The following is a 25,247-nucleotide window of genomic DNA, read 5'->3' as shown; positions in this document are numbered from 1 at the left end:
CGCACAGCACCAGGACGATCAGCACCACCCCGGCCGCCGCCAGCACCGTGTTCCACAGCAGATGACCGAAGCCGTTGTGCAGGACGGTGTTGTAGCCCGGGCCGGGAACCGCGGCGCCCCAACTCACCTGCCCCTGCTGATCAGTTCGGCGAGGCGACGGCCGGTCAGACCTTGCCCCTGGTGACCACCCAGCGGCCCTTGACCCAGTTGCCGACGGTCTCGTAGCCGGAGCGGAAGAAGCCGAGCCGGTTCAGCGTCAGGTCCGCCTCGGCGGCGGACTTGACGGGGGTGTAGCTGCTCGCGTCCTCGACCGGGCCGCCCGTGGTGTTCTTCGCGACGTACGGGAAGGGGTAGACGGGGCGGGTGGCGGTGGTGTTCCCGCCGCTGTCGACGGACCTGGTCGTCAGGCTGGCGGGGGCCTCGCCCCTGGTGACCCAGTCGGTCATGGCGGTCAGCGCGTCGAAGGTGTTAGGCCCCTGGCCGCCGCCGCAGTGCGCGACACCCGGGAGCAGGAACAGCCGGGCGAAGGCGTTGGTCGCCTCGGCGCCGCCCATGGCCTTCTGTACGGCCTTGTAGTACGCCATCGTGCCGACGGCCGGGATGTGCTGGTCGCCCAGGCCGTGCCAGAGGATCAGCTTCCCGCCGGCCTTCCTGAAGGCCGTGAGGTCGGGGTCGGTCGCGTCGTACATGCCCTCGCCGAGCGCCATGACCTTCTTGTAGTAGGCCGCGGTGAACCGGACGTCCTTGTACGTCAGGGTGGGCTGCGGGCTGTCGAAGATCTGGTACCTGAGGGTCTCGCGGACGAAGCTGATGTCCCCCGAGTTGCCGGTGGCCGTGGCCGGTGTGATGATCCCGGCCCAGTTCAGCTCGGAGCCGCGCAGCTGATAACCCGGGTACAGGAGCCTGCCGTTCTCGTCCGTCGGGCCCGCGTAGATCCGGCGCAGGGTCGTGACCTGGTCCGCCGTCAGGCAGTAGTCCGCGGACGTCGAGGTCCGGCCGGCCGCGCACCGGATGGCCGCCGGGTCCCAGGTGCAGCTCAGCGGGTCGGCGAGGATTCCGTCGGCGGGGGCCCCGCAGCCCTGGAGGACGGCCTTGTGCAGGTCCGCGAGGTCGGCGTTGGTGATCGTGGCCGGGCCGCCGCGGAGGTAGACGGACTGGGCGGTCCAGGCGTGCGAGAAGGTGTTCAGCGCGGTGAAGTTGTTGGCCGGAGCGCCGGCGATGATGCCGTCGAAGTCGGTCGGGTATCGCTGGGCCTCGGTCAGTGCCTGGTGGCCTCCCTGCGAGCAGCCGTCGAAGTAGGAGTGGGCGGCGGGCCGCCCGTAGTAGACCTTGATGATCGCCTTGGCCGCCTGCGCGAGCAGGTGGTCGGACTTGTAGCCGAAGTCCGCGCGCAGGGTCGGGTCGGTGGAGAAGAGTCCACCGCCCTGGTAGTGGCCCTCGTCGCTGGAGGCGACGGCGAAGGCGCCGCTGGTCAGCGGGACGCAACCGGCGGACGCGGGGGCGCTGTTCACGCTCGTGCTGCCGCAGAGGCCTCCGCAGCCGACCTGGAGGTAGTCGGCCTGCCAGCCGGTCTGGGGCAGCTTGATCTCGAAGTGGATCTGGGGGGCGATGACGCCCTTCACATCACAGGCCGCCCAGGCGCCGAGCGTGTTGGCGGATGCCGCGAGCTCCGTGGCCGAGGTGATCTCGAAGGGCACGCCGGGGGCGGCGGCGGCCAGGTCCTGCGACGCGACACCCGCGCAGGGCAGGACCGGTGCGATGCCGGAGGCCGTGTCGGTCGCCACGGCGGCGGACGCCGCGACGGACGTCCGGGTGCTGTCGGCCGAGGCGTTGGCGAGCGCCACGCTCGCTCCGGTCACGAGCGCGAGGGCGGTGGCGAGGGTCGCCATGAAGGTGGCTGATGTCCACCGGGGCCATCTGAGGAGCGTGGCCATGCTCGGTCTCCATTCGATCGTCGGAGGTGCGGGGGCGGGGGCGGGGGCGGAGGTGCGGGTGTGCGGAGGTGCGGGTATGCGGACGCAACCGTCCGCGGGCAGGGCGAAGCCGCGGCGGGCAGCGCGGATCGGACCGCGGCGGCGGCCGGTGCGTCGAGCGGGGAAGCGGCGCGCGTGGGTGCCCTGGAAGGTGTGGGTCGGGTCGGCCGCGCCCGTGGCCCGGGGCGGTGGGAGTGAGCGCCCGGGATCGGCGGCGGCGTGAACGACCGGGCCGGACGGGGAACGAGCGCCGGACTCGGCGCCGAGCGAGTACCCGGGACCGGGCGGGAACAGGGCGAGCGGTGCGTGACCGTGACCGTCGGTCAGCTCGTCCTGGCCGCGGACTCCGCTCGCGCGCGGACGTCCGCGCAGGATCGGCGCACGACCGCGGCTCCGGGTTTCGGCCTCCTTCCGCGACTCCGGCTTTGCAGTGGCGGTACAGCGAAGGAACGTAGCCCGGCGTCCGCGGCGACGCAATACCTGTCGACGGAATTGTCGACGATTTTGTCAGGAATCTTGGTTCCGGGGTGGTCCCGAACGCGCCGCGGCCACCATCGGGCGGGTGCCCGATGGTGGCCGCGGTGTACTGGCCCGGCTCGAAGGATCAGCCCGTGAGCCCCAACTCCCGGGCGATCAGCATCCGCTGGACCTCGCTCGTGCCCTCGCCGATCTCCAGGATCTTCGAGTCGCGCCACATGCGGGCGACCGGGTACTCGTTCATGAAGCCGTAGCCGCCGTGGACCTGGGTGGCGTCACGGGCGTTGTCGACGGCGATCGTGGAGGAGTAGAGCTTGGCGACCGCCGCCTCCTTCTTGAAGGGCTCGCCCGCCACGAGGCGGGACGCCGCGTCGCGCCAGCCGACGCGGGCCATGTGGGCCTTCATCTCCATGTCGGCGATCTTGAACTGGATCGCCTGGTTGGCGCCGATCGGACGCCCGAACGCGTGCCGTTCCTTGGCGTACTTGACCGACTCGTCGACACAGCCCTGAGCGAGACCCGTGGCCAGCGCCGCGATGGCGATGCGGCCCTCGTCCAGGATGCGCAGGAACTGCGCGTAGCCGCGGCCCTCCTCGCCCAGCAGGTTGGCCGCCGGGACACGCACGTCCGAGAAGGACAGCTCACGGGTGTCGGAGGCGTTCCAGCCGACCTTCGAGTACGGGGCCGCGACCGTGAAGCCCGGGGTGCCCGAGGGGACGATGATCGCGGAGATCAGCGGCTTGCCGTCGGGCTTGCGGCCGGTGACCGCGGTGACTGTCACCAGGCCCGTGATGTCCGTGCCGGAGTTGGTGATGAAGCACTTGCTGCCGTTGATGACCCACTCGTTCGTCTCGGGGTCGAGCCGGGCCGTCGTGCGGGTCGCGCCCGCGTCCGAGCCGCCGTCCGGCTCGGTGAGGCCGAAGGCGCCCAGGATCTCCCCGGAACACAGCCGGGGCAGCCACTCGGCCTTCTGGGCGTCCGTGCCGAAGAGATGGATCGGCATGGCGCCCAGCGAGACGCCCGCCTCCAGGGTGATGGCCACGGAGGAGTCGACCCGGGCCAGCTCCTCCAGGGCGATGCCGAGGGCGAGATAGTCGCCGCCCATGCCGCCGTACTCCTCCGGGAACGGCAGCCCGAACAGGCCCATGCGGCCCATCTCCCGCACGATCTCGTACGGGAATTCGTGCCGCTCGTAGAAGTCGCCGATCTTCGGCGCCACGACGTCATGGGCGAACTCCTCGACCGTACGACGGAGTTCTTCGAGTTCGGGGGAGAGGCGGTGGTCCAGGGACATGCGGATCACTCCTGGTGGGACTGAGTCGTTTTACCGAGTGCTTTGACGGTGCGGGACGGGCTGGGTCGGCCCAGTTGTCCGGCCATCCACACGCTTGTGGCGGTGAGGCGGCCGAGGTCGACCCCGGTGTCGATACCGAGGCCCTGGAGCATCCATACGAGGTCTTCGGTGGCGAGGTTGCCGGTCGCGGACTTCGCGTACGGGCAGCCGCCGAGGCCGCCCGCGGAGGCGTCGACGGTGCTGACGCCGTGCTGGAGGGCGGCCAGGGTGTTGGAGAGCGCCTGGCCGTAGGTGTCGTGGAAGTGCACGCCGAGCGCGCTGGTGGGCACGCCCTCCTCGTTCAGTTCGGCGAGCAGGGCCTGCACATGGCCCGGTGTGGCCACGCCGATCGTGTCGCCGAGGCTCAGCTCGTCACAGCCCATGTCCATCAGCGCCTTGCAGACGCGGACGACCTGATGGACCGGGACCGGGCCCTCCCAGGGGTCGCCGAAGCACATCGAGACGTAGCCGCGGACCGTGAGGTGCGCGGCCTTCGCGCGGCTCACCACCGGTTCGAACATCGCGAGCGACTCGTCGACCGTCCGGTTGAGGTTGGCCTTCGCGAAGGATTCCGTCGCGCTGGCGAAGACAGCCACGTGCCGGGCGCCGAGCGCCAGTGCCCGCTCCAGTCCGCGCTCGTTCGGGACCAGCACCGGAAGCGCCACCGGCAGATCGGTCACCTGCGGGAACAGCTGCTCCGCGTCGGCCAGTTGGGGAACCCACTTGGGGTGGACGAAGCTGGTCGCCTCGATCGTGGTCAGCCCCGCGTCCGCGAGGCGCCGGATGAACTCCGCCTTGACCTCGGTCGGAACGGTCTCCTTCTCGTTCTGCAGCCCGTCGCGCGCGCCGACCTCGTAGATCCGCACCCTGGCGGGCAGGTCCTGGGCCGGTACGGCCATCGGCAGGCCCGGTTCGGAAGTGCTCATGCCGTCTCCTCCACGGGAGTGATGACCGCCAGTACCTGGTCCATGGCGACCGTCGTGCCCGGTGTGACGTCCAGCTCGCTGACCGTTCCGGCGTGCGGCGCGGAGATGACGTGCTCCATCTTCATCGCCTCGACCACCAGCAGGCTCTGCCCGGCGGTCACCTCGTCGCCGACGGCGACCTTCACGACGGTCACCGTGCCCGGCATGGGGGCGGTCAGCGAATCGGCCCCGGAGTGCGCGGCGCCGGTGAGCGACGCGGCCACCGGGTCGTGATCGCGCACATGCCAGGCGTCGCCGTCGCGGCCGATCCAGTCGGCGGCGCGGTGGAAGGTGTGGCGCACCCCGTCGAGGGTCACCGCGACCCGGTCGGCGGTGACCGTGTGGGTGCCGCGCGGGGTGTAGTCCACGGGGTCGGCCACGCGGAGGGAGAAGCCCACCGGCCTGGGTGTGCCGCCGAGCCGCCATCCGCTCGGCACGGAGAACGGGTCGGTCCAGCCCTGGCCCGCCGGAGCCAGCCCGGCGAGCCGTACGGCCGCCGCCGCCTCGTACACCTCCTCCGGCACCTCCGCCGGGACCAGGCCCGCCGCCTCCCGCTCGACCAGACCGGTGTCCAGGTCGCCCGCCACCACGTCCGGGTGGGCCAGCAGACGGCGCAGGAAGCCCGCGTTCGTCTGGACCCCGAGGGTGACCGTCTCGGCCAGAGCGGCCCTGAGTCTGCGCAGCGCCGTCGGGCGGTCGGGGCCGTACGCGATGACCTTGGAGAGCATCGGGTCGTAGAGGCTGCCGACCTCGGTGCCCTCGGACAGGCCCGAGTCGGTGCGCACTCCGTCGCCCTGCGGCTCGCGCAGGGCGAGCACGGTGCCTCCGGAGGGGAGGAAGCCGCGCGCCGGGTCCTCGGCGCAGATACGGGCCTCCACCGCGTGTCCGGTGAGGCTGATGTCCTGCTGTTCGTAGGGCAGCCGCTCGCCGGCCGCGACCCGCAGCTGCCACTCGACGAGGTCGAGGCCCGTGACGAGCTCGGTGACCGGGTGCTCCACCTGGAGGCGGGTGTTCATCTCCATGAAGTAGTACGACGACGGGTCGCCGCCGGGGACGATGAACTCCACCGTGCCCGCGCCCCGGTAGCCGCAGGAGCGGGCCGCCTGGACGGCCGCCTCACCCATCGCGGCCCGCGTGGCGGGGTCGAGCAGCACGCTGGGCGCCTCCTCGATGATCTTCTGGTGGCGTCGCTGGAGGGAGCACTCGCGCTCGCCCAGATGCACGACGTGGCCGTGCCCGTCCGCGAGGACCTGGATCTCGATGTGCCGGGGGCGGTCGACCCAGCGCTCGACGAGGAGTGTGTCGTCGCCGAAGGAGGCACGCGCCTCGCGCCGGGCGGCGGCGATCTCGTCGGCCAGGGCCGCGGTGTCGCGCACCAGGCGCATGCCCTTGCCGCCGCCGCCCGCGCTCGGCTTCAGCAGCACCGGCACGCCGATCTCGCGGGCCGCCGCGATCAGCTCGGCGTCCGTCAGGCCGCTGCCCGACGAGCCGGGGACGACCGGGACCCCGGCCGCCTTCACCGTCTCCTTGGCGCGGATCTTGTCGCCCATCAGCGAGATCGCCTCGGGGGACGGCCCGATGAAGACGAGTCCGGCCTCCGCGCAGGCCCGCGCGAACGCGGCGTTCTCGGCGAGGAAGCCGTAGCCCGGGTGCACCGCCTGGGCGCCGGACCGGGCCGCCGCCTCCAGCAGCCGCTCCACCGACAGATAGCTCTCCGACGCGGGCGCCGGCCCGATGCGTACGGCCGTGTCGGCCTCCCGGACGTGCCGGGCGTCGGCGTCCGCGTCCGAGAAGACGGCCACCGAGCGCACGCCGAGCGCGCGCAGGGTACGGATGACGCGTACGGCGATCTCGCCCCGGTTGGCCACAAGCACCGTGTCAAACATGGGTCCCCTCACATCCGGAAGACGCCGAACTGGGGGTCACCCAGGGGCGCGTTGGCGCAGGCGGTCAAGGCGAGTCCGAGGACCTGCCGGGTCTCCATCGGGTCGATGACTCCGTCGTCCCAGAGCCGGGCCGTCGCGTAGTAGGCGTTGCCCTGACGCTCGTACTGCTGCCGGATCGGCGCCCTGAAGTCCTCTTCGTCCGCGGCCGGCCAGGACTCGCCGCGCGCCTCGATCTGGTCGCGCTTGACGGTCGCGAGGACCGAGGAGGCCTGCTCGCCGCCCATCACGGAGATCTTGGCTCCCGGCCACATCCACAGGAAGCGCGGCGAGTACGCCCGGCCGCACATCGAGTAGTTGCCCGCGCCGTACGAGCCGCCGATCACGACGGTCAGCTTCGGCACGCGGGTGCAGGCGACGGCCGTCACCATCTTGGCGCCGTGCTTGGCGATGCCGCCGGCCTCGTACTGGCGGCCCACCATGAACCCGGAGATGTTCTGCAGGAACACCAGCGGGATGCCGCGCTGGTCGCACAGCTCGATGAAGTGGGCGCCCTTCTGGGCCGATTCGGAGAACAGGATGCCGTTGTTGGCGACGATCCCGACCGGGTGTCCGTGGATCCGCGCGAAGCCGGTGACCAGGGTCTGCCCGAACTCGGCCTTGAACTCGGCGAAGCGCGAACCGTCGACCACGCGCGCGATGACCTCGCGCACGTCATAGGGGGTGCGGGAGTCGACCGGCACCGCGCCGTACAGCCCGTACGGGTCGACCTTGGGCTCGGTCGACGGCTCCACGGACCACGGGAGCGCCCCGCGCGCGGGGAGGGTGGCCGCGATGTTCCGGACGATCCGCAGCGCGTGCGCGTCGTCCTCCGCGAGATGGTCGGTGACGCCCGACACGCGCGCGTGGACCTCGCCGCCGCCCAGCTCCTCTGCCGTGACGACCTCGCCGGTGGCGGCCTTCACCAGCGGTGGGCCCCCGAGGAAGATCGTGCCCTGGCCGCGCACGATCACGGCCTCGTCGCTCATCGCCGGGACGTAGGCGCCGCCCGCCGTGCAGGAGCCGAGGACGGCCGCGATCTGCGGGATCCCGGCGCCGGACATCCGCGCCTGGTTGTAGAAGATCCGCCCGAAGTGCTCGCGGTCGGGGAACACCTCGTCCTGCATGGGCAGGAAGGCGCCTCCGGAGTCGACGAGGTAGATGCAGGGCAGGCGGTTCTCCAGCGCCACCTCCTGGGCGCGCAGGTGCTTCTTCACCGTCATCGGGTAGTACGTGCCGCCCTTGACGGTGGCGTCGTTGGCGACGACCACGCACTCGCGTCCGCTGACCCGGCCGATCCCGGCGATGACGCCGGCGGCCGGGGCCTGTCCGTCGTACATCCCGTCGGCGGCGAGCGGCGCCAGCTCCAGGAACGGGGAGCCGGGGTCGAGGAGGGTGTCCACGCGGTCGCGGGGCAGCAGCTTTCCGCGCGCGGCGTGCCGCGCGCGTGCCTTCTCGCCGCCGCCGAGCCGCGCCGCGGCCAGCTTGTGGCGCAGCTCCTCGCCCAGCGCACGGTGTGCCGCCTCGTTGGCCCTCCAGGCCTCCGACGCGGGATCTGCCGCGCTCGTCAGCTCCGGTGCCTCTTGCATCCTGCGGTCCCCTCACCAGTGGTCGACCAGTTAATGAGCGTTAACGCATTTCCTTCAGGTTAACGACCGCTAACCTCCCTGTCTAGAATTGATTTCATGGCCACCAGAACCGACGCCCCCACCCGTCGCGAGCAGATCCTCAAGGAAGCCGCCCGGCTCTTCGCCGAGCGCGGCTTCCACGGTGTGGGAGTGGATGAGATAGGAGCGGCGGTCGGCATCAGCGGCCCCGGGCTCTACCGGCACTTCGCCGGCAAGGACGCGATGCTCGCCGAGCTGCTGGTGGGGATCAGCGGGCAGCTGCTCACGGGCGGCAAGCGCAGGGTGGCGGAGGCCGGAGGGGGTGCCGAGGCGCTCCTCGACTCGCTCATCGAGGGGCACATCGACTTCGCGCTCGACGACCGCCCCCTGATCACCCTGCACGACCGCGAGCTGGACCGCCTCCGGGACAGTGACCGCAAGCTCGTGCGGCAGCTCCAGCGCCAGTACGTCGAGCTGTGGGTGGGGGTGGTGGTCGAGGTGTACCCGGAGCTGACGGAGCCGGCCGCCCGGTCGGCCGTGCACTCGGTCTTCGGCCTGCTGAACTCGACCCCTCACCTGGGGCGGCCGGGCGCGCTCCCGGGGCGCGCGGTGACCGCCGAGCTGCTGCACCGGATGGCGCGGGGGGCCTTCGGGGCGGCCGCGCCGGCTCCCGGGCGTGACGAGGGTCTCGGGGGGTGGCCCCTGGACGACTCTCGTGACTGACGGGTAACGTGATATCTGAGCAAGCGCTTAGACATGACCCAGGTATTCAGGCGGAGGTGGCGGCGGTGCGCCGTACTGTGTTCAACGAGGACCACGAGGCGTTCCGGGAGACCCTGCGCGCCTTCATCGAGGCCGAGGTCGTCCCGGTCTACGACGAGTGGTTCGCGGCCGGCCAGGCGCCGCGCGACTTCTACTACAAGCTCGCCGAGCTCGGCGTCTTCGGCATCCGCGTCGACGAGGAGTTCGGCGGCGCCGGCATCGACTCGTACAAGTTCGAAGCCGTGATGTACGAGGAGACCTCGCGCGCGGGTGTCCAGTTCGGCGGCTCCGGTGTGCACGTGCTGCTGGGCCTGCCCTACATCAAGACGCTCGCCACCGACGAGCAGAAGAAGCGCTTCCTGCCGAAGTTCGTCAGCGGCGAGGAGATGTGGGCCCTGGCGATGACGGAGCCGGGCACCGGCTCCGACCTCGCGGGCATGAAGACCACCGCCAAGCTCTCCGAGGACGGTACGCACTACGTCCTCAACGGCTCCAAGACCTTCATCACCGGTGGCGTCCACGCCGACCGCGTGATCGTCTGCGCCCGCACCTCCGCGCCCACCGCCGAGGACCGCCGCTTCGGCATCTCCCTCTTCGCCGTGGACACCAAGTCCGAGGGCTACTCCATCGGCCGCAAGCTGGACAAGCTCGGCCTGAAGACCTCCGACACCGCCGAGCTGGCGTTCGTCGACGTGAAGGTGCCCGTCGAGGACCTGCTCGGCGAGGAGAACAAGGGCTTCTACTACCTCGGCCACAACCTCGCCTCCGAGCGCTGGGGCATCGCCTTCGGCGCCTACGCGCAGGCCAAGGCCGCCGTCCGGTTCGCCAAGGAGTACGTCCAGGAGCGCACCGTCTTCGGCAAGACCGTCGCGTCCTTCCAGAACACCAAGTTCGAGCTGGCCGCCTGCCAGGCCGAGGTGGACGCGGCCGAGGCCGTCGCCGACCGCGCCCTGGAGGCCCTCGACGCGGGTGAGCTGACGCCGGCCGAGGCCGCCAGCGCCAAGCTGTTCTGCACCGAGGCCGCGCACCGCGTCATCGACCGCTGCCTCCAGCTGCACGGCGGCTACGGCTTCATGAACGAGTACCCGATCGCGCGCCTGTACGCGGACAACCGTGTCAACCGCATCTACGGCGGTACCAGCGAGATCATGAAGTCGATCATCGCCAAGGACATGGGCCTGTAAGGTCCGCGAAAAGACTGCACGGTACAACTGCCCCATGAGTGAGGCACTTGAGTCTCTCCTCGATCTGCTCGATCTCGAGCGGATCGAGGAGAACATCTTCCGCGGCCAGTCCCGGTCCGCCGTCGTTCCGCGCGTGTTCGGCGGACAGGTGGCGGCGCAGGCACTGGTCGCCGCCGGGCGCACGGTCCCCGAGGACCGGCTCGCCCACTCCCTGCACGCGTACTTCCTGCGGGTCGGGGACCCCGGCGCGCCGATCGTGTACTCCGTGGACCGCATCCGCGACGGCCGGTCCTTCACCACGCGCCGGGTGGTCGCGGTCCAGCACGGACAGCCGATCTTCCATCTCTCCGCGTCCTTCCAGACGTACGAGGAGGGCATGGAGCACCAGGCCCCGATGCCGCCCGCGCCCGACCCGGAGACGCTGCCCACGGCCGCCGAACTGCTCCCGCTGTACGCCGACGTCCTGTCCGACGCCGACGTCGTGGAACGCATCCTGGAGGCCCGCGAGTCCGTCGACCTGCGCTATGTCGACGCGCCGCCCTACGGCACCGTCGGCGAGGTCCGCGAGCCGCGCTCCCAGGTGTGGTTCCGCACCAACGGCAAGCTCGCGGACGACCCCCTGCTGCACGTCGTCCTCGCGACCTACGTCTCCGACATGACGCTCCTCGACTCCATCCTGCTCGCCCACGGGCGCGGCGGCTGGGTGACCGGCGACGTCGTCGGGGCCTCGCTCGACCACGCGATGTGGTTCCACCGCCCGTTCCGCGCCGACGAATGGCTGCTGTACGACCAGGAGTCGCCCTCGGCGTCGGGCGGCCGCGGCCTCGGCCAGGCCCGGATCTACACCCAGGACGGCAAGCTCGCCATCTCGGTGATCCAGGAAGGTGTGGTCCGCGTCCCGCGGTAGGCGGCCTTCCCCGGTAAGACTGAGGCATGACCGACACAGCGCAGGACGGCGGCGGCGAGAGCGTCTTCACGGTGATCGTCGCCGCCGTCGCCAATCTCGGGATCGCCCTCGCCAAGGCGGTCGCCGGTGTCATCAGCGGATCCAGCGCGATGCTGTCGGAGGCCGCCCACTCCGTCGCCGACACCGTCACGGAGCTGCTCCTGCTCACCGCGCTCAAACGCAGCGAGAAACCGGCGGACGAGGACCATCCGCTGGGCTACGGACCCGAGCGTTACATCTGGGCGCTGCTCGCGGCCGTCGCCACCTTCGTCGGCGGCGCGGTCTTCTCGATCTACGACGGCATCCACACCCTGGTGGCGGGGGAGGAGCTCGGCGACCCGCTCGTCTCGTACATCGTGCTGGCCGTCGCCTTCCTCCTGGAGGGCTTCTCCCTGCGGACGGGGCTGCGGCAGGCACGCGGCGAGGCCGCCCGCGTCGACGCCTCCTTCAAGACCTACCTCCGGCGCACGCCCGACACCGCCGTGAAGGCGGTCGTCATGGAGGACTCGGCGGCGCTGGTCGGACTGGTCCTCGCGGCGGGCGGCCTGCTCGGCGGACAGCTCACCGGATCGGGCGTCTGGGACGGCGTCGCCTCGCTGCTTATCGGGCTGCTGCTGCTCTACGTCGCCTGGGTGCTCGGCCGTTCCAACGCGGAGCTGCTGATCGGACGGCCGCTGCCCCGACCGATGCGGGAGCGGATCAGGGCGGAGCTGCTGGCGGTGGAGCACGTGGAGGCCGTGCTGGAACTGATCACGCTCATGCAGGGACCGCGCGAGGCGCTCATCGCCGCCAAGGTCGACTTCCGGGACGCGTCGACCGCGGCGCAGATCGAGTGGGCCTGCGAACAGGCCGAGGACCGGCTCCGGGCGGTGTTCCCCTCGGTGAGCAGGGTCTATCTGGACCCGACGCCGGGGTACGCCCAGCGGCGGTCCGAGGGGCTGAACCCCTGGCCGTGAAAGGCGGTTGAGGCGGTCCGGCGGTGCGGGTTGGATGGTGGCCATGACCTACGGGGAAGAGTCGTGGAGCCGGCGCGGGACCCGCGTCCGGGAAGCCTTCCTGGAGGCCGCCGACACGGTCGTCGGGCTGCTCGCCGAGCCCGCCGTCGCCGCGGCCTGGGAAAAGCCCAGCGCGCTGCGGGACTTCAGCGTCCAGGGACTGGCGGGGCACACCGTCTGGCAGGAACTCGCCCTGCCGGACCTGCTGGCGCGGCCGGTTCCGGTGGAGCCGGTGGTGTCGCTCCGGGAGTACTACCTGGAGCGGGTGACCTGGCTCGACGCCGGCGCCGACGGCGCGGTCGGCGTCCGTATCCGGCGCGGCGGAGAGGCGACGGCGGCGGACGGCCACGAGGTGCTCGTGGGACGGGCCCGAGCGGCGGTCGAACGGCTGCGGACCGAGCTGCACGGGACCCCCGCCGTACGGCCGGTCCGGATGCCGTCCTGGGGCGACTGGTCCCTCGACCTCGACGACTTCCTGCTCACCCGGCTGATGGAACTCGTCGTGCACGCTGACGACTTGGCCTGCAGCGTGGGCCTGCCGGCACCGGACTTCCCCGAGCGGGTGACCGCGCCGGTGGTCGACCTGCTCGCCCGCCTCGCGGTCCGGAGGCACGGGCCGCTGCGGGTGATCCGGGGACTCGCTCGCGCCGAACGCGCCCCCGGATCGATCGCCGGGATCTAGGACAGGTCCCAGGGGGCGCCGGGGCTCACGCCAGGCCCGCCGCGTCGAGCAGGTACGCCGTCATCGGGTCGTAGTGGCGCGGGCTGAGGACGTGGTCGTCGAGCGGGACCACGACCTGGAGCGTGCCCTCCGACTCGGCGAGGAAGAGGGCCGGGTCGTTGCTGTCGGCGTAGCCGACGGAGTCCAGACCGTGCCGGCCCGCGTAACCCGCCCAGCCGTGGTCGGCCACGACCAGATCGGGCAACGGGCGTCCCTCGCGCTCCAGTCCGGTGAGGATCGCGCGCATCGGCTCGCCCGAGTGCGTGTGCCACAGCGTGGCACCGTGCTCCAGGACCGCCACGTCCGCGAACTGCATGACATAGCCCTCGTCCGTCTGCAGCCCGTCCGGGATCACCACGATCTCGCAGCCGGCGGCGCGCAGGGCGGCGGCCGTGGCACGGTGCACGTCCAGCAGTCCGCCGGGGTGACCGGTCGCGAACAGCACCCGCTGCCGGTCCTCGGCCGCCTTGCGCAGCCGGGCCGCGAGGCGGTCCAGCGCGTCCACGGTCAACTCGGGGTCGATGGTGTCCTGGCCGTACCGGTATTCCGGGTCGTCGTTGACGCCGACCCGCTCCGCCATCACCGCGAGCACGTCCTGCTCGTCGGTCCAGCGGTCGCCGAGTTCCAGGCCGAGCCACCAGTTGCGCTCGCCGTTCGCCAGCTTGCGGTAATGGGAGAGGTTGTTCTCGCGGGGCGTGGCGACATCGCCCGCGATACGGGTCTTCACGAGATGGTCGACAAGTTCGGCGCGGCTGGGAGTCCCGGGTATCGGCATACGCCCATTGTGCCGGTGCGTTCCCGCCGAGGGCGCCGCTGTCCCGGTCGCTGGGACGTGCGTCACTCGGGTGTGCGGGACCCGGGGCGCGGCGGCGCCGGCCGACGGGCGGTCGGCTCCGTGCCGGCGCGCGCTGTCCGGCGGTCTCCGGCGGCGCGGAGGCCGGGACCGGCACGTCCTCGCGACGCCGGTTCCCGTGTCTCCGGCTCAGTCGTCCCGCAGCGCGAACCACAACTCCATCCGTACGTCGGGATCGTCGAGGTCCGTGCCCAGCAACACCGCACAGCGGGAGATGCGTTGGCGGACGGTGTTGCGGTGGACCGAGAGGGCCACCGCGGTGCGGTCCCAACTGCCGTGCAGGGAGAGCCAGGTGCGCAGGGTCTCGGTCAGGGCGGGGGTCCCGGCGACGGGAGCGAGGAGGGCGTGGGCGTGGGCCTCGGCGTCTTCCGGGGGAATGAGGTCCGCGAGCGCGGGCCGGTCGCCGTGGTGGACCAGGGGCGCCCGGGTCGCGCGGGCGCGGGCCAGCGCGCGGGCCGCCTGGGTGTCGGCGGCCGCCCACGCGTGCGGGCCCGCGGGCGCGCTGACCCCGCAGGTCCAGCCCGGCTGCGCGGTGGGCTCGCGGTCGCCGGGGACGAGGACGCGGACGACGTCGCCGCCCACGTCGACCAGCGCGGAGCCCAGCGCGGCCGCCAGCGCGGAGGCGGTGACGGCGTCCGGGGCGGGGCCGTCCCCGGCGGGGCGCGCGTGCACGACCACCCACCGCTCGCCGCCGAGCAGTGGTGCCACCGTCTCCGGCGCGGCCCCGAGCAGCAGCCGCACCAGGGCCGCCGACCGTGCCGCCCCGCTCCCGCTCTGGTGCTCTCCGGTCAGGAGGGAGAGCAGCACGGACGCGACGGAGGCGATCGTGTGGTCGCCGGGGTCGCGGCGCGGCGCGGCGACCCCCAGGACGAAGCCCTGGCCGCTGCCGAGGGCGTAGGCCGCGAGGTGGACGCCGCCCACGGTGTCGGTGGCGGAGGCGGGCGTGGGGCCGTGGGTCGCCCCGGGCCGCACGACACCGGCGAGCTCGGCGAGCACCTCCTCCAAGGGCGCGGGGGCGGGGGGTGCGTCGAGGGGGGGCCCGGTCGAAGGCGCTCCGGGCGAGGGCGTGCCGGGGGAGGGCGCTCCGGGTGACGGTGTTGCGGGCGAGGGTGCCTCGGTCCGGGGTGCCGGGCCCGGGACGGTCTCGGCCGCGGGTGTCCCGTCCGCGGGTCCCGCTGCTGTCGGGTGGGCCGGGGGCGTCGGCAGCGCCGGGTCCGTCGGGTGGGCGGCGGTCGCCGGGTGGGCCGGGTCCGTCGGGCATGCCGGGTCCGTCGCGGTTGCCGGGTGAGGCGAGGTCATCGGGGGTGCGGGTGCGGGGGGCGTCGGGCGTGCTGTCCTCGGCGGGCCGGACGGCGGGACCCTTCCGGCCCGGGCGAGCTCCGTGCCCTCGGGGCCGTAGAGCACGGCCCAGCCTCCCACCCGCCGGGCCAGCTGCCGGAGCACCGCCGGTACCGGATCGGGGCGGGCCGCTGCCGCCGCCAGGCTCTGCTGGGCCTCGGTCACCCGGCGGAGTTCGGCCAGCCGGGCCTGGGCCATGAGCTGCCACACCGCGCGGGCGACCCCGGAGAACGTCGTCTGGGGCGGGACCTCCAGCAGGGGCAGCCCGTACGTGTCGCAGGCCGCGACGAGGGCGCGGGGGACCGTGTCGTGGACCGGGGCCAGGCCGAAGCCCAGCGCAGCGCCGCCCGCCGCGACGATGCGGGAGACATAGCCGTCGAAGTAGTCCGCCAGGCCCTCGGCCTCGCTCGACCGGGGCGTGCCCCCGTCCGGGCCGGCCGCCTCGGGGACGTGGACCCCCGCCGTCAGCAGCAGCTCGCCGCCCAGCAGGTAGGGATAGGGGTCGGCCATCTCCGACGTGTGCGCCCAGTGGATCACCGTGTCGGGCTCGGCCGGCCCGGCGATCAGGCGCAGGGCCAGGTCCTCGCGGGCGAGGAGCGCCGACAGCGGCACCGGAGGTGTCGGTGGCACGGCCGGGACGGACGGTGACTGTGAGTCCGGCACGATGGACGGTTCCTCCATCCCGTTCGGGTCGAATGGATGAAACGTACACTTCGCAGTCGCTTTCCGGCCACCTAGTGTCGGTCCCGACCGGCAGCCGTGGGTACGGGCGGATGTCCCCGCGATCAGTTGCCGGCTCGTCCCCACCCCATCTGCACGACACGCCACCGAGCGCTCGGAGGAGACCCATGGCCGTCGACTACACAGTGATCGTCGTCTATCTGGCCGGCATGCTGGCCATGGGCTGGTGGGGCATGCGCCGCGCCAAGTCCAAGAGCGAGTTCCTCGTCGCGGGGCGCAGGCTCGGGCCCGCCATGTACTCCGGCACCATGGCCGCCATCGTCCTCGGCGGCGCGTCCACCATCGGCGGCGTCGGGCTCGGCTACCAGTACGGGCTCTCCGGTGCCTGGATGGTCTTCACCATCGGCCTCGGCCTGCTGGCGCTCAGTGTCTTCTTCTCCGCCCGCATCGCCCGCCTGAAGGTCTACACCGTCTCCGAGATGCTCGACCTGCGCTACGGCGGCCGGGCCGGTGTCATCTCCGGTGTCGTCATGTGGGCGTACACCCTGATGCTGGCGGTCACCTCGACCATCGCGTACGCCACGATCTTCGACGTCCTGTTCGACATGAACCGCACGCTCGCGATCGTCCTCGGCGGCTCCATCGTCGTCGCGTACTCGACGCTCGGCGGCATGTGGTCGATCACCCTCACCGACATGGTGCAGTTCGTGGTCAAGACCGTCGGCGTGCTGCTCCTGCTCCTGCCCATAGCGGTCGTCAAGGCCGGCGGGTTCAGCGAGATGAAGGCCAAGCTGCCCACCGAGTACTTCGACCCGCTGGGCATCGGCGGCGAGACGATCTTCACCTACGTGCTGATCTACACGTTCGGCATGCTGATCGGGCAGGACATCTGGCAGCGCGTGTTCACCGCGCGCAGCGACAGGACCGCCAAGTGGGGCGGCACGGTCGCCGGTACCTACTGCCTGGTCTACGCCGTGGCCGGTGCCGTCATCGGCACGGCGGCCAAGGTCATGTACCCGAAGCTGCCCAGCGCCGACACCGCCTTCGCGACCATCGTCAAGGACGAACTCCCGGTCGGCGTGCGGGGACTGGTGCTCGCCGCGGCCCTCGCCGCTGTGATGTCCACCTCCTCCGGCGCGCTGATCGCCTGCGCCACCGTCGCCAACAACGACATCTGGTCCCGGCTGCGCGGCGCCGTGAAGCGCGACGCGGACGACCACGACGAGGTCAAGGGCAACCGCGTCTTCATCCTCGTCATGGGCATCGCCGTGATCTGCACGGCGATCGCGCTCAACAACGTCGTCGAGGCGCTGACCGTCGCCTACAACCTGCTCGTCGCGGGCCTGCTCGTGCCGATCCTCGGCGGTCTGCTGTGGAAGCGCGGCACGGTGCACGGCGCGCTCGCCTCCGTCGTCGTCGGCGGTGTCGCCGTCATCGGCCTGATGGCCGTGTACGGCATCCTCGCGAACGAGCCGGTCTACTACGGACTGCTCCTCTCGCTGGCCGTGTACGTGATCGTCTCGCTGGCCACGCCGGCCACCGACGCCGCGGTGCTGGCCGCCTGGCGGGAGCGGCTCGCGGGCCGCGCCGCCGAACCCGTGTCCGAACCGGTCCCGGTTCCCCAGTAGAGTCGTACTAGTTGTACTTAGTTGTACATACGCGACGAAGCGTAGGAAAGAAGGCAATACCTCATGAGCAGCAACGAGACGCCCCGCGGCCCTGTCGACTCGTCCCGCATCCCGCGGTACGCCGGTCCCGCGACCTTCGCCCGGCTGCCGCGCCTCGACGAGGTCGGCACCGCCGATGTCGCCGTGGTCGGTGTGCCGTTCGACTCCGGCGTCTCGTACCGGCCGGGCGCCCGCTTCGGCGGCAACGCGATCCGCGAGGCGTCCCGGCTGCTGCGCCCCTACAACCCGGCGCAGGACGCCTCCCCGTTCGCCCTCGCGCAGGTCGCGGACGCCGGTGACATCGCGGCGAACCCGTTCAACATCAACGAGGCCGTGGAGACGGTGGAGGCCGCCGCCGACGAGCTGCTCGGCACCGGCGCCCGCCTGATGACCCTGGGCGGCGACCACACCATCGCGCTGCCCCTGCTCCGCTCCGTCGCCAAGAAGCACGGTCCGGTCGCGCTGCTCCACTTCGACGCGCACCTCGACACCTGGGACACGTACTTCGGCGCCGAGTACACCCACGGCACCCCGTTCCGCCGCGCCGTCGAGGAGGGCATCCTCGACACCTCGGCGCTGTCCCACGTCGGCATCCGCGGCCCGCTGTACGGCAAGCAGGACCTCACCGACGACGAGAAGATGGGCTTCGGCATCGTCACCTCGGCGGACGTCTACCGCCGCGGCGCCGACGAGGTCGCCGACCAGCTGCGCCAGCGCATCGGCAACCGGCCGCTCTACATCTCCATCGACATCGACTGCCTCGACCCGGCGCACGCGCCCGGCACGGGCACCCCGGAGGCGGGCGGCATGACCTCCCGCGAGCTCCTGGAGATCCTGCGCGGCCTCTCGTCCTGCAACCTGGTCTCGGCCGACGTGGTCGAGGTCGCGCCGGCGTACGACCACGCGGAAATCACCGCGGTGGCGGCTTCCCACACCGCCTACGAACTGACCACCATCATGTCCCGCCAGATCGCGGAGGCCCGGAACAAGTGACCCACGACCACGACCTGGTGCTCCGTCCGTCGGTGGCACAGACGGAGGCCGCGCTCAACTCGCCCCCCGGCCGCAACGGCGGAGACCTGGTCGTGGAGACCCTTTCCGGTCTCGGTGCGACGACCGTCTTCGGGCTGCCGGGCCAGCACGCGCTGGGCATGTTCGACGCGCTGCGCCGCTCCTCGCTCCGGTACATCGGCCTGCGCGTCGAGAACAACGCCGGGTTCGCGGCGGACGCCTACGGCCGGATCACCGGCGAGGCCGCGCCGCTGCTGCTCTCCACCGGCCCGGGAGCGCTGACCTCGCTCGCCGCGCTCCAGGAGGCCCGCGCCGCCTCGGCCCCCGTGCTCGCCATCAGCAGCCAGATCCCGACCGCGGGACTGGGCGGCGGCCGCCACGGCTATCTGCACGAACTCCCCGACCAGCAGGCCTCGTTCCGGGGTGTGGTGAAGTCGGTCCACACGGTCCGTACGCAGTCCCAGATCCCCTCCGCGATCGCGGAGGCCTGGGAGTCGGCGCTGACCGCCCCGCACGGGCCGGTCTGGGTGGAGATCCCGCAGGACGTCCTGCTCGCCGAGACGAGCCTGCCGGTGGTCACGGCGATGGACGCGACCCCCGAGGACGTGGTCCCGCGCCCCGAACTGACCGCGCTGGCCTCCCACTTGCTGTCCTCGGCCGTCCGCCCCGCGATCATCGCGGGTGGCGGCGTCGTCCGGTCGGACGCGTCCGGCAAGCTGCGCGCGCTCGCCGAGAAGCTGAACGCGCCGGTCGTCACCACCTTCGGTGGCAAGGGCGCCTTCCCCTGGGAGCACCCGCTCTCCCTCCAGTCCTGGCTGGAGGACCGGTACACGACCGACTTCCTGGAGGACGCGGACGTCCTGCTGGTGGTGGGCTCGGGCCTCGGTGAACTCTCCTCGAACTACCACACGTTCAAGCCCCGCGGCCGGGTGATCCAGATCGAGGCCGACCTCGGCAAGCTGGAGTCCAACCACCCGGCGCTCGGCATCCACGCGGACGCCCGCCTCGCGCTCTCCGCGCTCCTGGAGACGGTGGAGGAGCGGTCCGACGCGACGGCGGCGGACCGCGTGACCTCGGTGCTCGCCCGGGTCGCGGACCGTATCGCGGGCCAGGAACTCACCCTGGAACAGGACGTGCTGGCGTCCGTCCGCCGGGCCCTGCCCGCCACGTCGCCGTCCTTCTGGGACATGACGATCCTGGCGTACTGGGCGTGGTCGGCCTTCGACCCGCGCGGCGCCAACACCATGCACTCCGCCCAGGGCGCCGGCGGCCTCGGCTACGGCTTCCCGGCGGCTCTGGGCGCGGCGGCGGCCGACCCCTCCCGCCCGGTCCTCGCGGTCTCCGGCGACGGCGGCGCGCTGTACTCCATCGCCGAGCTGGCCACGGCGAAGCAGTGCGGTCTCCCGGTCACCTGGCTCATCGTGGACGACGGCGGCTACGGCATCCTCCGCGAGTACATGACCGGCGCCTTCGGCCAGGCCACCGCCACGGAGCTGTCCCGCCCGGACTATGTGGCCCTCGCCGAGTCGTTCGGGGTCCCGGGGGTCCGTACGAGCCCCGAGACGCTGGAGGAGGACCTGGCCAAGGCCCTGGCCGCCCCCGGTCCCTCGGTGGTCGTCCTCCCGGCGGTGCTGAAGATGTTCGCCCCGACCCACCTGGACTGACCGACCCACCTGGACTGACCGACCTGCCCGGACCGACCGCCGGGGAGCGTGCGACACACTCCCCGGCGCTTTGTCGTGCGAGGCCGCTCAGCGCAGGGACGAGCCGAACAGCGCCTTCGTGTCGGGCGCCGAGAGGGTCCTCGGGCCGAACGCGAGGGCGGACGTGGTGGTCAGGCCGGTCGTCGTGCCGCGCAGGACCCAGACCGCGCCTGCTGAGGCGTTCTCCGCGGTCGAGGACGCGGCGAGGTCCGGGTGGCCGTTGCCGTTGACGTCCAGGAGCGCGGTGCTCACGCCGAACCTGTCGTTCTTCTCTGCGACCCCGGAGATCCCGGCCGTGTTCTGGTGGAACGTCTGCGCGCCGGTGCCGGTGACCCCGGAGGCGCTGCCGTGCAGCAGGGCGATCGAACCGGCGTCCTTCAGGCCGTCGAAGTCCTCGCCGGGGATGCCGAGCGCGATGTCCGCGTAGCCGTCGCCGGTGACGTCGCCGACGGAGACGGCGGTGCCGAGCGCGTCGCCCTGCTCCTGGACACCCGGGAAGCCCGGCAGGTCCTGGTCGAAGGACTGCACGTTCGCGTCGGACAGGCCGGAGGCCGAGCCGAAGGCGACCCGCACCTTCTTGTTCCAACCGTCGGCGCCGACCACCACGTCGTCGAAGCCGTCGCCGTTGACGTCACCGATGCCCGTGCCCGTGCCGGTGCGGTTGGTGTCCGCCCCGGGAACCTGGCCGCGCGTGAAGCCCGCGCCGCCGCCGTACAGCAGGCGGTTGGCCCACTCGCCGTCTCCCGCGTAGGTCCACTGGACGATGTCGTCCTTGCCGTCGCCGTTGACGTCGCCGACCTCGCCGGAGGCGACGGGGCCGGTGATCGAGGACGGGCCGTCCTCGCAGCCGCCGTTGGTGGCGCAGGTCTCGTCGTCCGCCTCGTAGCCCCACCACAGGGATTTGTCGAGCAGGTTCAGAACGGCGGCCGGCTTGCCGGCACGCGACACCGGGCCCTTCCACAGGGCGGCCGGAGCGCCCGCGGGGTCGTCGCCGCCGACGTTCTGCGCGGAGAACAGGGCGAGGTCCGTCTTCCCGTCGCCGTCGAAGTCGCCGGCTTGCGGAGAGGCGCCGTACCCGGCGAGGGCCGTGCCGCCGGTGAGCCCGGAGGCGGAGCCCCACAGGACGACCGAGCCAGCCGTGCCGCCCCCGATCACGAGGTCGCTGAATCCGTCGCGGTCCAGGTCGCCCTTGGTGAAGGTGGCCCCGAAGCGCTGGTTCGCGGTGGCGGCGCCGGGAACCCCGCTGGTGGAGCGGCTGACGATCTTCTTGCTCGAGGTGGACAGGCCGCCGGCGGAGCCGTACACGACGGCCACGTAGCCGGCCCGGGCCTTGCTCGAAACGGTCGCGTCCGGGGCGCCGACGACCAGGTCGGCGTAGCCGTCCCCGTTGAAGTCGTCCCGGGCGTCCGCCGATCCGGGGGCGGCCTGGGCGGTGGCGGCGGTGAGGGCCCAGGTGCCGACCCCTCCGGCCAGCAGCGTGGCGGCGGCCAGGGGCGCGGTCAACCGCGCGGAGCGGCTTCTGCGTCGTGCTCGGGACATCGGGTGCCTTTCGTCGTTCCGGTGGGACGCGGTGGTCCGGCGCGTCCACGGAGTGCGACTCGGGCGGGGCGTCACTGGTTGTACGCCCTGAGGCCATTCATTTGTCACCTTCCGGCGCCCGAGGGCCCCGGTAGCCGTCTGGGCTCCCTTTACTACGGAGGGAGTCCAGACGGCTACTTCGCCTACCAGATCGCTTTCACCCATTCCGGGTGGTCGATGAACGGGTTGCGGTTGTGCTGGTAGGTGTCGTAGATGGCCTGGTTGCGCTTCTCCTCGAAGGCGCTCGGCGGGTCCTCGTCGTTCCACTGCTTGAGCACGGACAGCTTGCCGATGTAGGGGTTGCTGCCGTTGTTGACCTTCTCGTTGGGCTCGAGGTCGGCCCAGCCGTCGCCGCCCTCGTAGCGCACGGCCATGTAGAGGATCATGCGGGCCACGTCGCCCTTGTCAGCGTCGCGCGGCTCGAAGGAGTCGGAGTCGACGAGGCTGCCACCGCCGTTGGTGACCGTGCTGCCGCCGTTGTCGAAGTCCAGATTGCCCCGGATGCTGTTGACCTGGACGTCGGCCGGGCGCAGGTGGTGCAGATCCGTGCCGGGGCCGGTCGCCTCGCCGAAGTCGCCGTGCGACTTGGCCCAGGTGTGCTCGCGGTTCCAGTCGCCGACGTCGCCGCCGTTGAGGGACTTGCTGCGCGAGACACCGCTGTACAGCAGGATCACGTTGCTGCTGTTGTTCGGGTCCTGGTCGGTGACCTTCAGGGCGTTCCAGACCGCGGAGTACGAGATCTTGGTCTGGCTGCTGATGATCGTGTGCAGCGAGGACTTCAGGCTCGTGCCGGTCTTGCCGACCGCGTTCTTGTAGTACGTGCTGTCGTACGCGGTCGTCGTGGCGCTCGCGGGGGTCGCGGCCATGGTCGGCAGGGTGAGGCCGACGAGGACCGCGGAGGTACTCAGCGCCAGGGTCTTCCAGCGGCGTATGTGCGTGGCGGGCATCGTGGGGTGTCCGTTCTACGCGGGTTGAATGGAGCGGATAAACGGGAGGGTGACATGCACATGAGGTACCTGGGGTTAAGGAAAGGTGTCGGTTCTGTGTCGGGATTCAACAACTCGCCCGGCACGCGCCAGACTTGACATAAGGGACGGCCCCTGACCGGGAACGTGGGTCAGGGGCCGCCGGGTTACCGGTCGTGCGGGTCAGCCGACGTCGGACGGGTCCAGCCGGTAGAGCGTCGAGGTCGGCTGGCCACTCCGCGCGCCGGATTCGGAGTCGGACCCGGCGCCCGACTCGGACCCGGACCCGGAGTCCGAAGTGGACCCGGACTCCGAAGTGGAGCCGGACGACGCGGATTTGTCGTACACGCTCTCCTTCACCGCTGTGCCGTTCTTCTCCACCCACGTGGTGATCTGCGAGCTGAGCGTGTTGTTTCCGCCCATCCCGCCGCCCATGCCGCCGCCGAGCTGGATGTAGTGCAACTCGCCCTTGCGCACGAGCTCCTTGAGCTTGGTGAGGGTCATCGCCTTGTCGGAACCGGTGAAGCCGAACATGGAGATGACGGGCTTGCCGGTGCTCATGATCAGCTGTGCCGCGCCCTGCGAGTTCGACACCGCCAGCAGCCACTTGGCGCCGTCCTGGTGCTTCTCCAGATAGGAGACCAGGGCGCTGCTGGTGGTCCCGCCCATGCCGCCGCCTCCGCCACCACCGGAGGAGCCCGCGCCGCCGGGCCGCTCCGCGGTACCTCCCGGGACGCTGCCGCCGTCCGCCTGGCCGCCACCGGGGAACTCCCCGTTCCCGGCGTCCTGTTGGTCCGCATCCTGGCCGCCGCCGGGGGAGCCGCCCTGAGGCGGCCCGCCGTTCCCGCCGGGTGCCTGGCCTCCATTGCCGGGTGCCTCGCCCCCTCCGGGGAAGCCGCCCGTCTGTCCGCCCGCCTCGGCGTTCGGACCGCCCTGCGCGTTGCCGCCGGGGGCCTCGCCGCCGAATCCGCCCCGGCCGCCGCCGGGACCGCCGCCGAATCCCCCGCTGCCGGTGGCCGGCCCCGCGGTCGGGTTGGTGCCGCCCATACCGCCGCCACCGGCGGACGCGGGTTCGGCGACGGCGTACGCCGCCGGGCCGGCGAGGGCCGCGACGATCGCCGCGGCCACGGACGCGGTGAGCAGCCGGGCACGGTTGCCGGACCGGAAGAGGAACAGGCCGGTGATCGCCAGTGCCATGACCACCGCGACGGCCGGCCACAGCCAGCCGTTCCAGTCCGCGGCCCGGCGCAGCAGCACGACCGCCCAGATCGCGGTGACCGCGAGTCCGGCGGGCAGCACCCACCGCCAACGGGCGTCCTGGCCGCGGAAGGCGCGCAGCAGCATGACGCCGCCCGCGCCGGTCAGAGCCGCGATGCCGGGGGCCAGCGCGGTCGTGTAGTAGGGGTGCATGGTGCCCTCGGCCATGCTGAACGTCAGGTAGTGCAGGACGGTCCAGCCGCCCCACAGCACCAGCGCGGCGCGCTTGGGGTCGGTTCGCGGCGCCCGTCCGCACAGCACCAGGCCGCCGGCGAGCGCGATGCCCGCGAAGGGCAGCAGCCAGGAGATCTGGCCGCCGAGGATGTCGTTGAACATCCGGCCGAGGCCCGCGGTCCCGGCGAAGGTGCCCCCTCCGCCGCCCCCGCCGCCTCCGCCGTTGCCCTCGCCGCCCAGCACCCGGCCCAGGCCGTTGTAGCCCATGATCAGGTCCCAGGCGGAGCCGTCCGTGGAGCCGCCGATGTACGGGCGCTCGTCGGCCGGTACGAGCGAGACGGCGGCCGCCCACCAGAAGCTCGCGACGGCCAGGGCCACGGTGGCGAGCAGCAGGTCGCGGACCTTCTTCGCCCAGCCGAGGCGGGAGGCGTACACGTACACGGCGAGGACGGGTGGCAGGGCGATGTACGCCTGGAGCATCTTGGTGTTGAACGCGAGCCCGAAGCACACCGCCGAACCGAGCAGCGGCAGCAGCCGGCCGTCGCGGGTGGCCCGCAGGCCGAGGGCCGCGGCCGCGACCATCAGCAGGACGAGGGTGGTGTCGGGGTTGTTGTCGCGGTTGATGGCGACCGTGATCGGGGTGAGGGCGAGCACGAGCGCGGCGACCGCGGCGGCCGCGTGCCCGAAGTACCGCTTCACGCTCGCGTGCAGGATCCAGATCGTGCCGAGCGCGGCGGCGATCATCGGCGCCATCATCTGCCAGGTCCCGAAGCCGAGGACCCGGCAGGACAGACTCATGATCATGAGCGCGAACGGCGGCTTGTCGACCGTGATGAAGTTCCCGGCGTCGAGCGAGCCGAAGAACCAGGCCTTCCAGCTCTGCGTACCGCTGAGCACCGCGGCGCTGTAGAAGCTGTTGAGGCCGGAGGCCGACAGGTTCCAGGAGTACAGGACCGTGGCCAGGACGAGGATCGCGAGCAGCGCGGGCAGCGACCAGCGCGGCGCGGCCGGCACCGTCTCCGCGGGCTCCGCGTGCACGGGCGCCGGCGGCGGGGCGTGGGGAGTCGTGGGGGCGTCGGGCAATGGGTCAGTGGCAGACGTCACCACCGCACCATGACGCGAAGTGATGGGTGCG

General features: G+C 72.0%; 18 protein-coding genes. 8 read left to right on the top strand and 10 right to left on the bottom strand.

Translation table 11 applies throughout. The features are described 5' to 3' along the window. Positions 1 to 164: 164 nt before the first annotated feature. The 5 genes from ACWD68_RS24770 to ACWD68_RS24750 form a co-directional block, all read right to left on the bottom strand. Positions 165 to 1,934 (bottom strand): tannase/feruloyl esterase family alpha/beta hydrolase, encoded by a 1,770-nt coding sequence (locus ACWD68_RS24770; protein WP_451808626.1) that lies wholly within the window; start codon positions 1,932 to 1,934, stop codon positions 165 to 167. Positions 1,935 to 2,577: 643 nt separating this feature from the next. After that, entirely contained in the window at positions 2,578 to 3,738 is a 1,161-nt protein-coding gene (locus ACWD68_RS24765; protein WP_356748374.1) for an acyl-CoA dehydrogenase family protein, read from the bottom strand. 11 nt (positions 3,739 to 3,749) lie between these two features. Beyond that, positions 3,750 to 4,709 (bottom strand): hydroxymethylglutaryl-CoA lyase, encoded by a 960-nt coding sequence (locus tag ACWD68_RS24760; protein ID WP_451808625.1) that lies wholly within the window; start codon positions 4,707 to 4,709, stop codon positions 3,750 to 3,752. Continuing rightward, on the bottom strand, positions 4,706 to 6,634 hold the full coding sequence (locus ACWD68_RS24755; RefSeq protein WP_451808624.1) for an acetyl/propionyl/methylcrotonyl-CoA carboxylase subunit alpha: 1,929 nt from the start codon (positions 6,632 to 6,634) through the stop codon (positions 4,706 to 4,708). The genes ACWD68_RS24760 and ACWD68_RS24755 overlap by 4 nt, the downstream gene beginning before the upstream one ends. An 8-nt stretch (positions 6,635 to 6,642) precedes the next feature. Beyond that, complete coding sequence (locus tag ACWD68_RS24750; RefSeq protein WP_451808623.1) at positions 6,643 to 8,259, bottom strand: carboxyl transferase domain-containing protein; 1,617 nt, start codon at positions 8,257 to 8,259, stop codon at positions 6,643 to 6,645. Positions 8,260 to 8,355: 96 nt separating this feature from the next. On the opposite strand from ACWD68_RS24750, the gene ACWD68_RS24745 reads away from it, so the two are divergent. From ACWD68_RS24745 to ACWD68_RS24725, 5 genes are all read left to right on the top strand, one after another. Further along, on the top strand, positions 8,356 to 9,000 hold the full coding sequence (locus ACWD68_RS24745; protein ID WP_451808622.1) for an SACE_7040 family transcriptional regulator: 645 nt from the start codon (positions 8,356 to 8,358) through the stop codon (positions 8,998 to 9,000). Positions 9,001 to 9,065: 65 nt separating this feature from the next. Continuing rightward, a complete protein-coding gene (locus tag ACWD68_RS24740; protein WP_451808621.1) occupies positions 9,066 to 10,223 on the top strand; it encodes an acyl-CoA dehydrogenase family protein in 1,158 nt (385 codons plus the stop codon). Between the two features lie 34 nt (positions 10,224 to 10,257). Then, positions 10,258 to 11,130 carry an acyl-CoA thioesterase II gene (gene tesB, locus ACWD68_RS24735; protein ID WP_351542084.1) on the top strand — a complete coding sequence of 291 codons (873 nt, stop codon included), beginning with the start codon at positions 10,258 to 10,260 and terminating at the stop codon, positions 11,128 to 11,130. A gap of 26 nt (positions 11,131 to 11,156) precedes the next feature. Beyond that, positions 11,157 to 12,125 (top strand): cation diffusion facilitator family transporter, encoded by a 969-nt coding sequence (locus ACWD68_RS24730; protein ID WP_451808620.1) that lies wholly within the window; start codon positions 11,157 to 11,159, stop codon positions 12,123 to 12,125. Positions 12,126 to 12,168: 43 nt separating this feature from the next. After that, a complete protein-coding gene (locus ACWD68_RS24725) occupies positions 12,169 to 12,846 on the top strand; it encodes a maleylpyruvate isomerase N-terminal domain-containing protein (protein ID WP_451808619.1) in 678 nt (225 codons plus the stop codon). A 25-nt stretch (positions 12,847 to 12,871) separates the two neighbouring features. Here the strand turns inward: ACWD68_RS24725 and ACWD68_RS24720 are convergent, their stop codons facing one another. Together ACWD68_RS24720 and ACWD68_RS24715 are read right to left on the bottom strand one after the other, a co-directional pair. Then, complete coding sequence (locus tag ACWD68_RS24720; protein ID WP_451808618.1) at positions 12,872 to 13,660, bottom strand: phosphatase; 789 nt, start codon at positions 13,658 to 13,660, stop codon at positions 12,872 to 12,874. Between the two features lie 207 nt (positions 13,661 to 13,867). Beyond that, positions 13,868 to 15,757 (bottom strand): helix-turn-helix domain-containing protein, encoded by a 1,890-nt coding sequence (locus tag ACWD68_RS24715; protein WP_451808617.1) that lies wholly within the window; start codon positions 15,755 to 15,757, stop codon positions 13,868 to 13,870. Between the two features lie 167 nt (positions 15,758 to 15,924). Between ACWD68_RS24715 and ACWD68_RS24710 the strand changes: the two genes are divergently transcribed. From ACWD68_RS24710 to ACWD68_RS24700, 3 genes are all read left to right on the top strand, one after another. Beyond that, on the top strand, positions 15,925 to 17,385 hold the full coding sequence (locus tag ACWD68_RS24710; protein WP_451808616.1) for a sodium:solute symporter: 1,461 nt from the start codon (positions 15,925 to 15,927) through the stop codon (positions 17,383 to 17,385). A gap of 63 nt (positions 17,386 to 17,448) precedes the next feature. After that, complete coding sequence (speB, locus tag ACWD68_RS24705; protein WP_451808615.1) at positions 17,449 to 18,417, top strand: agmatinase; 969 nt, start codon at positions 17,449 to 17,451, stop codon at positions 18,415 to 18,417. Beyond that, positions 18,414 to 20,099 (top strand): thiamine pyrophosphate-binding protein, encoded by a 1,686-nt coding sequence (locus ACWD68_RS24700; protein ID WP_451808614.1) that lies wholly within the window; start codon positions 18,414 to 18,416, stop codon positions 20,097 to 20,099. The genes speB and ACWD68_RS24700 overlap by 4 nt, the downstream gene beginning before the upstream one ends. Positions 20,100 to 20,186: 87 nt before the next feature. Here the strand turns inward: ACWD68_RS24700 and ACWD68_RS24695 are convergent, their stop codons facing one another. The 3 genes from ACWD68_RS24695 to ACWD68_RS24685 all read right to left on the bottom strand — a co-directional run bounded on the left by ACWD68_RS24695 (position 20,187) and on the right by ACWD68_RS24685 (position 25,216). Beyond that, the gene (locus tag ACWD68_RS24695; RefSeq protein ID WP_451808613.1) at positions 20,187 to 21,677 is read right to left on the bottom strand and encodes an FG-GAP-like repeat-containing protein; all 1,491 of its coding nucleotides are present in this window, start codon (positions 21,675 to 21,677) and stop codon (positions 20,187 to 20,189) included. Positions 21,678 to 21,859: 182 nt separating this feature from the next. Next, the gene (locus ACWD68_RS24690) at positions 21,860 to 22,663 is read right to left on the bottom strand and encodes an endonuclease I family protein (RefSeq protein ID WP_451808612.1); all 804 of its coding nucleotides are present in this window, start codon (positions 22,661 to 22,663) and stop codon (positions 21,860 to 21,862) included. Positions 22,664 to 22,864: 201 nt separating this feature from the next. Further along, positions 22,865 to 25,216 carry a glycosyltransferase family 39 protein gene (locus tag ACWD68_RS24685; protein WP_451808611.1) on the bottom strand — a complete coding sequence of 784 codons (2,352 nt, stop codon included), beginning with the start codon at positions 25,214 to 25,216 and terminating at the stop codon, positions 22,865 to 22,867. Positions 25,217 to 25,247: the final 31 nt, after the last annotated feature.

The sequence above is a fragment of the Streptomyces sp. NPDC005141 genome, from assembly GCF_053599975.1.
Note: the sequence above shows the minus strand (reverse complement) of the source record. Positions and strands in the feature narration are given on the sequence as shown.

Bases quoted from the DNA above. Each gene is read 5' to 3' on its own strand.
- speB (WP_451808615.1), top strand. From the start codon at position 17,449: ATGAGCAGCAACGAGACGCCCCGCGGCCCTGTCGACTCGTCCCGCATC.
- ACWD68_RS24730 (WP_451808620.1), top strand. From the start codon at position 11,157: ATGACCGACACAGCGCAGGACGGCGGCGGCGAGAGCGTCTTCACGGTG.
- ACWD68_RS24770 (WP_451808626.1), bottom strand. From the start codon at position 1,934: ATGGCCACGCTCCTCAGATGGCCCCGGTGGACATCAGCCACCTTCATG.
- ACWD68_RS24695 (WP_451808613.1), bottom strand. From the start codon at position 21,677: ATGTCCCGAGCACGACGCAGAAGCCGCTCCGCGCGGTTGACCGCGCCC.
- ACWD68_RS24720 (WP_451808618.1), bottom strand. From the start codon at position 13,660: ATGCCGATACCCGGGACTCCCAGCCGCGCCGAACTTGTCGACCATCTC.
- ACWD68_RS24710 (WP_451808616.1), top strand. From the start codon at position 15,925: ATGGCCGTCGACTACACAGTGATCGTCGTCTATCTGGCCGGCATGCTG.
- ACWD68_RS24690 (WP_451808612.1), bottom strand. From the start codon at position 22,663: ATGCCCGCCACGCACATACGCCGCTGGAAGACCCTGGCGCTGAGTACC.
- ACWD68_RS24745 (WP_451808622.1), top strand. From the start codon at position 8,356: ATGGCCACCAGAACCGACGCCCCCACCCGTCGCGAGCAGATCCTCAAG.
- ACWD68_RS24750 (WP_451808623.1), bottom strand. From the start codon at position 8,259: ATGCAAGAGGCACCGGAGCTGACGAGCGCGGCAGATCCCGCGTCGGAG.
- ACWD68_RS24725 (WP_451808619.1), top strand. From the start codon at position 12,169: ATGACCTACGGGGAAGAGTCGTGGAGCCGGCGCGGGACCCGCGTCCGG.
- ACWD68_RS24755 (WP_451808624.1), bottom strand. From the start codon at position 6,634: ATGTTTGACACGGTGCTTGTGGCCAACCGGGGCGAGATCGCCGTACGC.
- tesB (WP_351542084.1), top strand. From the start codon at position 10,258: ATGAGTGAGGCACTTGAGTCTCTCCTCGATCTGCTCGATCTCGAGCGG.
- ACWD68_RS24760 (WP_451808625.1), bottom strand. From the start codon at position 4,709: ATGAGCACTTCCGAACCGGGCCTGCCGATGGCCGTACCGGCCCAGGAC.
- ACWD68_RS24715 (WP_451808617.1), bottom strand. From the start codon at position 15,757: ATGGAGGAACCGTCCATCGTGCCGGACTCACAGTCACCGTCCGTCCCG.